Source organism: Nocardia terpenica (assembly GCF_013186535.1).
Classification (GTDB): Bacteria; Actinomycetota; Actinomycetes; order Mycobacteriales; family Mycobacteriaceae; genus Nocardia; species Nocardia terpenica.
The window spans coordinates 651,890-664,623 of the sequence record NZ_JABMCZ010000004.1; the positions used below are offsets into that span (position 1 = coordinate 651,890).

General features: G+C 70.9%; 5 protein-coding genes. 4 read left to right on the plus strand and 1 reads right to left on the minus strand.

All coding sequences use genetic code 11. The features are described from left to right. Position 1 precedes the first annotated feature (1 nt). The 3 genes from HPY32_RS35695 (at position 2) to HPY32_RS35705 (ending at position 10,207) form a co-directional block, all read left to right on the plus strand. On the plus strand, positions 2-8,011 hold the full coding sequence (locus HPY32_RS35695; RefSeq protein WP_067589037.1) for a non-ribosomal peptide synthetase: 8,010 nt from the start codon (positions 2-4) through the stop codon (positions 8,009-8,011). Further along, positions 8,001-9,044, plus strand: a complete 1,044-nt coding sequence (locus tag HPY32_RS35700) for a methyltransferase (protein WP_067589035.1) — start codon at positions 8,001-8,003, stop codon at positions 9,042-9,044. The genes HPY32_RS35695 and HPY32_RS35700 overlap by 11 nt, the downstream gene beginning before the upstream one ends. A 281-nt stretch (positions 9,045-9,325) precedes the next feature. Beyond that, positions 9,326-10,207, plus strand: coding sequence for a class I SAM-dependent methyltransferase (locus tag HPY32_RS35705; RefSeq protein WP_195116853.1), 882 nt, complete (start codon positions 9,326-9,328; stop codon positions 10,205-10,207). Here the strand turns inward: HPY32_RS35705 and HPY32_RS35710 are convergent, their stop codons facing one another. Next, positions 10,208-10,687, minus strand: coding sequence for a hypothetical protein (locus tag HPY32_RS35710; protein ID WP_067589031.1), 480 nt, complete (start codon positions 10,685-10,687; stop codon positions 10,208-10,210). Positions 10,688-10,817: 130 nt separating this feature from the next. Between HPY32_RS35710 and HPY32_RS35715 the strand changes: the two genes are divergently transcribed. Next, entirely contained in the window at positions 10,818-11,621 is an 804-nt protein-coding gene (locus HPY32_RS35715) for an IclR family transcriptional regulator (RefSeq protein ID WP_067589029.1), read from the plus strand. Positions 11,622-12,734: the final 1,113 nt, after the last annotated feature.

Here is a 12,734-nt window from a genome sequence, read left to right on the forward strand (position 1 = left end):
TATGGATGCCGGACACGTCACGGCCGATTCCACCGTGGAAGCGGTGCTGCCGCTGTCGCCATTGCAGGAGGGGTTCGTTTTTCATGCCGAGCACGATGACCGGCATCCGGATATGTATGTGCTGCAACAGTCTTACGCCATCGAGGGGCCGCTGCGGGTCGGCGTGCTGGAGCGGAGCGTTGCCGCGCTGCTGCGGCGGCACCCCAATCTGCGCGTCGGGTTCCGCACCCGCCGCAGCGGGCAGGTGGTGCAGGTGGTGTATCGGGACCAGCAGGGCGCGTGGGCCTTTCACGATCTGAGCGGGCAGCCGGAGGAGGAGATCGACCGGGTGCTGCGGGCCGAGCGGGAGCGCGGGGTGGACCTGCGGCGGCCACCGCTGGTGCGGTTCACCGTGATTCGGCACGGCAGGGACCGGTATCGGCTCGCCATGACCAATCATCACGCGGTTCTCGACGGCTGGTCGGTGCCGCTGCTGATGCGGGAGCTGCTGGCGCTGTACGCGGCGGGCGGTGACGAGCGGCCGCTGGGGAGGCCGCCCCGGTATCGGGACTATCTGGCGTGGCTGGTCGGCCGGGACCACGACGATGCCCGGCTGCGGTGGCGGGAAGCCTTCGCGGGGCTCGACGAACCCACCCTGCTCACGGACCCGCATGCCCGCCGCGCAGCCGCGCCGCCGGTCCGCGCCGATCGGGTGCTCACCGCGGCCCTGTCGGCGGATCTGCGCCGCCGGGCCGCCGGACAGGGGGTCACCCTGAATACCGTCGTGCAGGCCGCGTGGGGAATCACGTTGGCACACCATATGAATCGCGACGATATCGTGGTCGGGACCACGGTGTCGGGGCGGCCGCCGGAGGTGCCGGGCATCGAGACGATGATCGGCCTGTTCATCAATACGGTGCCCGCGCGGATCCGCCTCGACCCGCACGACACCGCGGCCACGCTGCTGACCCGGCTGCACACCGAGCAGGCGCGACTACAGGACAGCGGCCACCTGAGCCTGCCCGATATCCAGCGCGCGGCCGGGTTCGACACCCTCTTCGACATCGGCATGGTCTTCGAGAACCTGCCCGCCGATATGGGCGCGCCCGCGGAGGCGATCGACGGGTTGCGGGTGCGGGCGGTGGGCAGCGACGGATACGACCGCTCGCACTATCCGCTCGGGTTGATCGTCGTTCCGGGGGAACGGCTGCGGCTGCGGCTCAGCCACGACCCGAGCGTGATCGGGGAGGCGACGGCGGGGCTGCTGCTGGACCGGGTCACCCGGGTGCTGACCGCGCTGGCGGAGACGGCGGATAGGCCGGTCGGGTCGCTGACCAGCCTGCCCGACGCGGCCCGCCGGGAGGTGCTGTACACGCTCAACGACACCCGGGTCGGGCACGAGCCGGTCCCGTTCCACCGGCTGATCCTGGACCGCGCCCGCGCCACTCCCCAGGCGGTGGCGGTGATCGGCACCGACACCCGCGGACGGCGGATCACCCTCACCTACGCGGAATTGGTCTCGCGGGCAACGGCTCTCGCCGCCGCGCTGGCCGCGCGCGGGGTCGGACCGGAGACGCTGGTCGCGCTGGTCCTGCCGCGCTCGGTGGAGGTGCCGGTGGGCATGCTGGCCGTCCACATCGCGGGCGGTGCGTTCGTCCCGGTGGACTGGAAATACCCGGCCGAGCGCATCGCCCACATGCTGCGCGACGCCCGGCCGGTCTCAGCCATCGTTTGTGAGCAGACCATGCGGGCGCTGCCGGAGAATATGCCGACCCTTCGGGTAGACGGAGAAATGGGCTCTGCCCCCGTCGGGGAGATCGGCGCCGCCGCCATTGGTGAGGTTGGCGCGGCCTCGGTTGGCGAGATCGGCTCCACCCCAGCTGAATTCACGCCGCCCAATGTGCACGTCGACAGCGCCGCCTACCTCATCTACACCTCGGGGTCCACCGGTACCCCGAAGGGGGTCGTCGTCACTCATCGGGGTGCGGCGAATTTTGTTGCCGCGACGCGGGATCGGTTGCGGATTGCGTCGGATAGTCGGGTGTTGCAGTTCGCTTCGCCCAGTTTCGACGGGATTATCGGTGAGGTGATGCCCGCGCTCGCGGCGGGGGCCACGGTGGTTGTGGCGCCTGCGGAGCTCGGGGCGGGGATCGAGGTGCGGGACTGGATTGTCCGGCAGGGCATTACGCATGCCGTGCTGCCGCCCGCTGCGGTCGCGGCCGCCGGTCGCGGGCGGTGGGCCTCGCTGCGGACGCTCGCGGTGGTCGGTGAGGCGTGCCCGCCGGAGCTGGTCGCCGATCTGGCTGCGGATGTGGATCTCGTCAATGGTTACGGGCCCACCGAGATGACGGTCTCGGTCACCCAGAGCGATCCGCTGGTTCCGGCCGCGGGGCACCCGCCGATCGGGCGGCCGCTCGATGATGTGCGGGTCTATCTGCTGGATCGGCGGCTGCATCCGGTCGCCCGCGGTGCGGTCGGTGAGCTGTACGCGGGCGGGCCCGGCATTGCCCGCGGCTATCACGGCCAATTCGCCCGCACCGCGGCCCGATTCGTCGCCGATCCGTACGGTGAGCCGGGCGCGCGCCTGTACCGCACCGGCGATCTGGCCCGCTGGCGGCCCGACGGTCAGCTGGAATTCGTTGCGCGCGGGGACGATCAGCTCAAGGTGCGGGGCTTCCGGGTCGATCCGCGCGAGATCGAGGCCGTGCTCACCGCCCATGCCGATATCGCGCGGGCACTGGTGGTGGGGGTGGAATACGCTGCGGGCGACCGGCGTCCGGTCGCGTACGTGGTGCCGGAGGGCGGGGCGCGGCCGGATCGGGCGATGCTGCGCGAGCTGGTGGCGGCGCGGCTGCCCGGATATCTGGTCCCGGCCGCCTTCGTGGTGCTCGATCGGTTCCCGGTGACGATGAACGGGAAGATCGATCGGGCGGCGCTGCCGCTGCCCGACCGCGACACCGCCGCGTCCGGCAGGCCGCCGCGCACCCATCGCGAACAACTGCTCTGCGATATTGCCGCCGACCTGCTCGGGCTGGACGGTATCGGCGTCGAGGACGACTTCTTCGAACTCGGCGGGCATTCGCTGCTCGCGGCGCGGCTGGTGAGCCGGGTGCGGGAGGTGTTCGACGTCGAAGTGCCGGTGCGCGTGGTGTTTCGGGCCCGCACCGTGGCCCGGATCGCGGCGGCCCTCGACGCCGCGGGCGCCGCCCGCACCCGCCTGCGGCGGCGCGCGGACCGGCCCGCCGTCGTGCCCATGTCGTCCGCGCAGCAGCGGCTGTGGCTGGTCAGCCGGGTCGACGGCGCGAGCAGCGCCTACAACATTCCGGTGCTGCTGCGCCTGGACGGCGACCTCGACCGGGCCGCGCTGCCCGCGGCACTGGCGGATGTGCTGGCGCGGCACGAGATCCTGCGCACCGTGTACGCGCAGGACGACACCCGCACCTGGCAGCGCGTCCTGGACCCGGACGCGGAGGCGGTTCGGGCCGTGACCGAGATCCCCGAAATCGTCTGCCCCGCAGCGGAGGTGGCCGACGCCGTCCATGACGTCGTGTGCGCGCCGTTCGATCTGGAGCGGGAACCGCCGCTGCGCGCCCGGCTGATCGCGGCCGCGGACCGCACCCTGCTGCTCCTGGTGGTTCACCATATCGCCTGCGACGGCTGGTCATTGGGCCCGCTCATGAACGATCTGGCGCGCGCCTACGCCGCCCGGCGCGCGGGACGAGCTCCGCGGCTGCCCGAATTGCCGGTCCAATACGCCGATTACACGCTGTGGCAGCGGGACGTGCTCGGCACGGTCGACGATCCGGCCTCGGAACTCGCGGCGCAGCTGCGATTCTGGCGTGCGGCGCTCGACGGAGCGCCGGAGGAACTGCCGCTGCCCGCCGACCATCCCCGCCCGGCGACGCTCTCGCATCGCGGCGACAGCATCGACGTCGAGATCGACCCGATACTGCGGAATGCGCTGCGCGACATCGCGAATCGGGAGCAGGCGAGCCTGTTCATGCTGCTGCACCTGGCGGTGGCGGTGGTGCTGTCCCGCTTCGGCGGCGGGGAGGACATCGTCGTCGGCTCCCCGGTGGCCGGGCGCACCGACGAGGCGCTGACGGATCTGGTCGGATTCTTCGTCAACACGCTCGTGCTGCGCACCGATCTGTCCGGCGACCCCACCGTGGCGCAGGCCCTCGCCCGGGTCCGGGAGGCGGACCTGGCCGCCTACGCCCACCAGGACCTGCCGTTCGAACACCTGGTGGACGCCCTCAATCCGACCCGCGCCACCAACCGGCACCCGCTGTTCCAGGTCATGCTGAGCCTGGATACCGCACAGGGCCCGGACGCCGGGGAGCGCTACGCGGACGAGACCGGCCTGCGGGTCACCGCGGAACCGGTGCGGGAACCGGTGGCGCGCTTCGACCTGAGCTTCGCCTTCGCCGAACGGCCCGTCCCCGGCGGGGGAACGCGGCTGACCATGGTCCTCGAGTACAGCACCGACCTGTTCGAACGCGCCACCGCCGACTCGCTCGCCGCGGCCGTCGTCCACGTCCTTGAGGGGATCGCGGACGATACCGGTGCGGCGCTGCACGGCCTGCCGGTTTATGGAGAGGCGGAGCGGAATCGCCTACTGCGGGAGTGGAATACGTGTGCGAGTCGTGTGGGCGGGGGTGATCCCGGCCAAAAGCGCGCCGGGACCAGGGTTCTCGGTCCGAGTGCCGGGATCAGGGTTTTCGATCCGAGTGTCGGGGCCAGGGTTTTCGATCCGAGTGCCGGGATCAGGGTTCTCGGTCCGAGTGCCGGGGCCAGGCTTCTCGATCCGAGTGCCGGGGTCACGTTTCTCGAGTTGTTCGGTGAGCGGGTGTGGGATGGGGCCGATCGGTTGGCGGTCTTCGACGGGGTGTGCGGGTTGACGTATGTGGAGCTCGAGCGGCGGGCGAACCGGTTGGCGCACTGCCTGGCGGACAGGGTCGTGCCGGGGGATGTGGTGGCCGTGGCCGTTCCGCGGTCGGTCGAGTGGGTGGTGGCGGTGGTCGCGGTGATGAAGGCGGGGGGCGCGTTCGCTGTCCTGGATACCGAGTATCCCGTCGACCGGCTCGAGCGGATGATGGCGCTCAGCGCGCCCGCGCTCACCGTCACGACTGTCGCGGAGGGCGCGCGGATTCCGGGCGGCGAGCGGCTCGTCATCGATGAGCCGCGCACCCGGGAGCGTATCGACAGCGCACCCGATCATGCGGTGCCGCAGCGGTATCCGCGTGCGGATCAGCCCGCCTATATCGTCTTCACCTCCGGGTCGACCGGGGAACCGAAGGGGATCGTCACCGCGCACGGCGGTTTCGCGGGATTGGCCGACGCATTCGAGAACACGCTCGGCGTCGGCACGGACAGTCGTGTGCTGCAAGCGGTGTCACCCAGCTTCGACGGTGCGGTGGGCGATATCGCCCAGGCGCTGCTGCGCGGGGGCGCGCTGGTGCTCGCCCCGCCCGGTCGGCTACTCGGCGCGGAGCTGGCGGACTATATTGCCGCCCAGCGGATCACCCACCTGTTCTGCCCGCCCGCCGTATTGCAGACCATGGACCCGGATGTCATACCGGGGCCGGTGACCTTCGTCGTCGGTGGTGAACCCATGCCACCGCACACGGCCGCGCGGTGGAGCCGTCGGCACCGGGTGCTCAATGCCTACGGACCCAGCGAGACCAGCATCTTCGCCACCTTCCAGCCCGTCACCGACCCCGACCCCGCCCGCAGCGTCCCGATCGGTGCGCCTGTCGCGGGCAAGCGGATCCATATTCTCGATCACCGGCTGCGCCCGGTGCCGGTCGGCGTGCCGGGCGAGCTCTATATCGGCGGACCCGGTGTGGCGCAAGGGTATCTGCGGCGACCGGCATTCACCGCGGAGCGCTTCGTCGCCGACCCGTTCGGTGCACCGGGCGATCGGCTGTATCGGACCGGGGATCTCGGGCGCTGGCTGCGCACGGGGGTGATCGATTGCCTGGGCCGCACCGATACTCAGGTCAAGGTGCGCGGATTCCGCATCGAACTCGCGGAGATCGAACAGGCATTGCTCGCCGACGACACCGTCGAGCGCGCCCACGTGATTGTCCGCGAGGACCGGCCCGGCGACAGAAGGCTCACCGCCTATGTCAGTCCGCCTGCGGGAAAGACCGTGTCGCCCAGCGCCGTTCGCGCCCGCCTGGCCCGGCGGCTGCCCGCCTATATGGTCCCGGCGGCCGTGGTGGAGCTCGGCGAGTGGCCGCTGACCCCGAACGGGAAGATCGCCGCGCGCGATCTGCCCGCGCCGGTGGTGGTCTCCGCGTCGCGGCCGCCGCGCACCCCGGCCGAGGAGGTGGTCTGCTGCCTGTTCGCCGATGTGCTCGGCGTGCCCGAGGTCGGCATGGACGACGGCTTCTTCGAACTGGGTGGTCATTCGCTGCTGGCCACCACCCTGGTGACCCGGCTGCGCGAGGTCGTCGATCCCGGGCTGACCATTCGCGACCTGTTCGACCATCCCACCCCCGCCGCCCTGCTGGCGCGCGACGCGACCGGCGGCGGTGCGTCGGCCATGCTCCGGTCGCTGCTGCCGGTGCGGGCCCGTGGCGCGCGGCCGCCGCTGTTCTGCATCCATCCGTTCGCCGGAATCGGCTGGTGCTACTTCGGTTTGGTGCGGGAGCTGGACGCCGAGACCCCCGTGTACGCCCTGCAGGCGCGCGGGTTGAACGGGACCGATCCGCTGCCCGCCAGCGTCGCCGAGATGGCCGCGGACTACATCGACCAGATCCGGACGGTACAGCCGGAGGGACCGTATCGGCTGCTGGGCTGGTCGTCGGGCGGGCTGATCGCCCAGCAGGTGGCCGCCGCGCTCACCGATTCCGGCGCGGAGGTCGACCTGGTGGTGATGCTGGACTCCCACCCCGCCGACGACATCGGCGACGCCGCCGTCACCGACGCGAACGTGCTGCGGCTGCTGCTGGAGCAGGCGGGCATCGCGGACGTGCCCGAGGAGGAACTCACCGTCGCGGCCGTCGCCCGGCTGCTGCGCGCCTGCTCCGACACCGCCATGGTCGGCGCGGTCGACGAGGCCGCCCTGGCCGCGATCATCGCGGTGTGCCGCAATACCGCCGCGATCCTCGCCAAGCACCGGCCCGGCGTCGCCGCCGCCGATCTGCTGTATTTCCGTGCCGGGCAGGGTGATTCGGCCACCGTGCCCGGCGTCGAGCGGTGGCGCGAGCACGTCACCGGGCGCATGACCGAGCATGTGGTCGACCATGCGCACGCGGAGATGACCTCGGCCGCCGCGCTCGCCGACCTCGGCCCGATCCTCGATCGCGCCCTGTCCCGGCCCGGCCGCGCCCCGGCGGCGCTGGCCGAACTGGCCTACGGCCACCTGGTCCAGCACACCCCCGATGTCGAGGATCCGGGCCTGCCCGCCCGGCACGCGCTGGTGTCGGACTGGCTCGACACCTACATCTGCGCGCCGCACGAGCGGCTCGGCCGCAGCGGCCCGGTCTGCCCGTTCGTGCGCCCCGCGCTGACCGCCGGGCAGCTGTCGCTGGTGTATCGCGGCGGCATCGACGGCAGCGACCCGGACGCCGTGATCGACATCCTCCGCCGGGAGCTGCGTCGGTTCCGTCGAATTCATTCCGGCACACCGAAATCGGGGGTGGCGCTGGACAGTCTGCTGGTCGTGTTCCCGGATATGCCGCCGGAGCACTGCCTGATGCTCGACATGATCTATCCGGGGCTCAAGGAATTCGCGGTCACCCGCGGGCTCATGGTCGGGCAGTTCCATCCGCACTGCAACGAACCGGCCGTGCGCAATCCGATCTTCCCGGTGTCGCGGGCGCCGGTCCCGTTGCTCGCGGCCCGGCTCATGGCGCCGCACGACATCCTGTTCCTGCACGAGGACGACCGCTGGTTCGGGCTCTACCGGGAACGTTTCGGCGCGCACTTCGCCGCGGGCAAGGTACACGACCGGTTCATGGTGCGGCTCTACGACGCCGCGATCCGGCGATTGGACGAGGAGAGCGACGACAATGACCACTAGCGTCCGTGCGGCCACCGACGATGCGCTGCGCATGCGGCACCTGCTCTACGGACACCTGCTGTCCCGGGCGCTGGTGGTGGTCGCCGAACTCGGCATCCCCGACCTGCTGGCCGACCGCGCGGCCACCGCCGCCGAGCTGGCCGAGCGGACCGGATCGAATCCGGTTGTGCTGGAACACCTGCTGCGCAGCCTGTGCGCCTTCGAGGTGTTCGGCGAGACCGAGCCCGGCCGCTTCGCGCTCACCCCGCTCGGCGCGACCCTGCGCGCGGACGCACCCGCCACCGCCCGGCCCACCGCGCTGCTGCTCGGCGGCGAGGTGGGCGCCGCGTGGGACGGGCTGGCGGGCACCGTCCGCAGCGGGCGCCCGGCCTTCGACCGGGTGCACGGCATCGACTTCTTCGGCTATCTCGGTGCGCACCGGCGCTTCCGGGAGGTCTTCGACGCCTCGCAGGCGGCCGGGGTAGAACTGGAATCGGAAACACTCGTGCACGCGGTCGATTTCGGCTCCGCGGACACCATTGTCGATGTCGGCGGCGGCGACGGCACCCTGCTGGCGGCGATCCTCGACGCCCACCCGCGCCCGCGCGGTGTGCTGTTCGACCTGGACTCGGTGGTGAGCGCGGCCCGGCGGCGGCTCACCGGCGCACCCGTCGCCCACCGGATCGACTGCGTGGGCGGCGATTTCGACGCGTCCGTGCCCCCGGGCGGCGACCTCTACCTGCTCCGGCACATCGTGCACGACTGGCCCGACGACCGCTGCGTGGCCATCCTGCGCCGCTGCCGTGACGCTGTCATCCCCGGCGGGCGCGTGGTGATCGTCGACCGCGTCGCCGGTGCCGCCGACGCCGGGGACGAGGCCCGCCTGACGGCCCTGATGACGCTGTACATGCTGACCGTCGTCGAGGGCCGCGAACGCACCGCCGCCGAATTCGGCACGCTGCTCGACCGCGCGGGCCTCACCCTGGACGCCGTCGTCCGGGTCGCGGGCGACACCGTGGCACTCGTCGCCCGGCCCGGACCGCGGCCCCGCTGAAGTAGGTATTCCGGGCGGGTGTGGGGTGTACGGTCGCGTGGGTATTCCGGGTGTGACCGCCTGTTTTCTCCTCGAGCAGCGGTTGGCGTACGTCGGTGCGGAATTCCGGGTGCGTTCCGGGGCCGGTGTCAAGTGTCAGCCGGTGCGCACTGGATGAATGACCGGATCTCGCTCGGCAGAACGGACCGAACGGTCGTAGGATGGCTAACCGGCGGTGATCATCGGCCGCCCACGCGAGAGCTCCAGCCGCGTGCTGTGTTCTGAATGTCGAAGAAAGATGGATCGTGCGTACTGAAGGGGACACCTGGGACATCGTCAGCAGTGTGGGGGTGACCGCGCTGGGCGTGGCGGCCGAGCGGGCCATCGAGTCCGCCCGCAGCGACGCCCTGATGCGAGATCCGTACGCCGAGCTGTTCGTTGCGGCCTCCGGGCATGAGGAGATGAATCGGTTGCTGGCCGATCCGGCGGCCCGGCCGGACGCCGTGCAGGGCTCCCATTTCATGGGTCTGCGCAGCCGCTACTTCGACGACTACTTCCTGACGGCGACCGCGGGCGGCGTGCGGCAGGCGGTGATCCTGGCCAGCGGGCTCGACACCCGCGCCTACCGGCTGGCCTGGCCCGCGGGCACGGTGGTGTTCGAGCTCGACCAGCCCGACGTGCTGGAGTTCAAGGAGAAGGTGCTCGCCGACCACGGCGCCTGCCCGGCCGCCGACCGCCGCGGCATGGCCGCCGACCTGCGCGACGACTGGACCGCCGCGCTGCTCGACGCCGGATTCGATCCCACCGTCCCGACCGCGTGGGCCGCCGAGGGCCTGCTGGCCTACCTGCCCGGCGCCACCCAGGACCTGCTGTTCGAGCGCATCGACCGGCTCTCGGCCCCCGGCAGCGGTCTGGCCACCGACTATGCCTGGCTGGCCGGATATTCCGACGACGAGCTGGCGGGCATCTACTTCGAGGGCGTCGAGGTCCGCGGCCTGCTGTACGGCGACGCGCGCGCCGACCCCGACGCCTGGTTCGCCGCGCGCGGCTGGCACACCGACGCCGTGGTGCTCCCGGAGCTGGCCACCCGCTACGGCCGCCGCATCCCCGCCGACCTGGACCGGTTCAACAGCACCCGCAACCACGTCCGCTACCTGACGGCCCGGTCGCCGCTGCGGGGCTGACTACCGCGGGCTGCCGCAGGGCAGCGCGCAGTCGCCGCCGATCGCGGAGGTGAATTTGTCGGCGGTGTCGAGGACATCGCCGGTGGCGTTGGCGTATTTGACGGTGCTGACCTGTGAGGTCTCCGGCGCCTGCCGCAGGTATTTCAGGATGCTGCGCGCCCCGCGCCCGGCCGGTTCCCAGCGCTTGTCGCGCACCGAGGCGCGGATGGTCACCACGTACTGCGACTCGGCCACCACGTCGGTGATCGGGCAGGCCCAGTCGACGCGGCCGCACGCCTGATCGAAGGAGCCGACACCCAGGCCGCGGGTCAGCACGTCGCGGGCGCGGCCCGAGGCGGCCGGATCGCCGTGCGAGCCCGCCGCCTGGTTGAAGGGGGTGGTGTCGCCGCAGGCCATGAGCGCGGCGCCGGTGACCGCGATCATCACGCCCCGGCTGGTGGCACGGCGGACCGTGTCGTGGCGGGGCACCGCGTCGCGCATGAGGACTCCTTCTGTTCGGAACGAATGCACCCGACCATTCAAGACCATCGGCCCGGTGCGCCGAAAGCGTTTGGCGGACACCCCACTACGATCATCGCGCGAAGCGCGCACCGAGCGGACGGAGGGGCGGATGACCGAGACCGATCTCGCACCGGGGATCGCCGATCGCGCGCTGCCCAAGGGGGTCAAGCCGCTGCTGGTGCTGGGCAAGATCCGCGAGATCCTGGACGTGTTCACCCTCGACCGGCCGGAGCTGACGCTGCCGGAGATCCGGCGCGCGACCGGGCTGCCGCCCAGCACCTGCCAGCGGCTGGTGGCGAACCTGGTCGCCGAGAGCTTCCTGGACCGGGCGGGTGACCGGTACCGGATCGGGGCGACGCTCGCGCGCTGGGCCTCGCCCGCGGCCGGGGAGCCGGACACCGTCGAGGCGCTGGCGCCGGTGCTGCGCGAACTACGCGACGCGACCGGGGAGACGGCCTGCCTGTATCGGCGCGAGGGCGGGTACCGGGTGTGCATCGCCGTCGCCGAGACCCGGCACGCCGTGCGCCGGGAGGTACACGTCGGCAAGATCATGCCGTTGCACGTCGGCTCGGCCGGTCGGGTGCTGCTGGCCTGGGACCCGGAGGCGGCCGAGGCCGTGCTGGCCGCGGCGCTGCCCCGCTACACCGGACACACCCTCACCGACCCCGAACGGCTCCGGCAGGCCCTGCGCCTGACCCGCGAGCAGGGCTACGCCACCACCGCCGAGGAACGCGACCTCGGCGCGGCGGGCGTCGGCGCCCCGGTCTTCGACATCCACGGCGCCCTGATCGCCGCCCTCGCCCTCGCCGGACCTATCCAGCGCCTGTCCCCGGCCCGCTGCGAGGAACTGGCCCCGCTGGTCGTGGCCGCCGCCGACCGGGCCACCCGCCGCCTCGGCGGCCGCACCGGGTAACGCTCCCATGCCGGTGCGGGCGGGCCCGTTCCTGCCGGAACCCATGCCCGCAAGGTGAATCCGTCGTCGTCGTTGCGAATCGTGGTGGCGCGGCCGTCGATTCGGCCCAGGCGCTCGGTGATCGAGGTCGGGCCGAGCTGTTCCAGGTCCGGCACGTGACCGCGCGAATTCGTCATACCTGCGACAACCTGCTCGTGCTGGCGGGCGCAAGTGCGCCACGCGCGGGCCGTGGTTACCACCGTGGACAGCGTGCTGCGGGCCGGGATCGGCGAAGCCGCACAGTACCGCGTCGGTCCTGCTGCCCGGGGAGCTGGTCCGGGTGGCGGCGACGGTGGGGACCCCTGAACCCCTATGGCCGGGCAGAACAGGGGTCGCGTCGTGCGGCATGATCGCGGAGAATCTCATCATTCGGTCAAGAATTCGGCCGGACGCACCGGTCTGACTAGGCGTTACGAATAGTTAGCACGTGACAACTGGAAAGAAGGTTAACCCCATATCATAGAGAATCCCGCGGACCTTCGCGAGCGATTGAAAATACCGTCCTTTTCGACCGATCCGATGTTGACATGCCCGGTCGCTGGCTATACTGACATCGTCGCATACTTATGCGGCGGCAGCAGGCGGCTCCAGCAACGATCGGCGGTTTCGACACTTTCGAGTATCAGTATTCCTTTATATTACCCAGTCACCGCGATCGCGGCTTCGGGAATATCCGTAATCGGCGGCGTGGCCGAGCCCGCGAGTTTCTCGGCTGCCGTACTTCTCTGTCGGCGTGATTTCCTTTTCGGGCGCGCCAGACATTCTTTCTTCGCGTCGGGCCAATTTCTGGCGCCCGCGCTCTTTCTTGTCACAGCGTTGGTCTCCGTATATCCGACGACCGCCTGTTGGGATTTCCAATTATTCTGCGGAACAGCACTGCTCGCACGCGCTATGACAATTCCTCATGTCCGCCGAGCGGTTGTAGCGACAACAATCCGGGTACCCTGAAAGGCGTTTATCCCAACCGGCATTCGAGCGAAGTTCGGTCAATGCCAAGAAACATTAAATTAACAGTCGAAATATTGTGCCGGGCGATATAGTCGGAAGTCATCGGAAGCTGTGCGCGTGACCAAC

Coding starts and splice junctions, on each gene's coding strand:
- HPY32_RS35695 (WP_067589037.1), top strand. CDS start 2: ATGGATGCCGGACACGTCACGGCCGATTCCACCGTGGAAGCGGTGCTG.
- HPY32_RS35715 (WP_067589029.1), top strand. CDS start 10,818: ATGACCGAGACCGATCTCGCACCGGGGATCGCCGATCGCGCGCTGCCC.
- HPY32_RS35710 (WP_067589031.1), bottom strand. CDS start 10,687: ATGCGCGACGCGGTGCCCCGCCACGACACGGTCCGCCGTGCCACCAGC.
- HPY32_RS35700 (WP_067589035.1), top strand. CDS start 8,001: ATGACCACTAGCGTCCGTGCGGCCACCGACGATGCGCTGCGCATGCGG.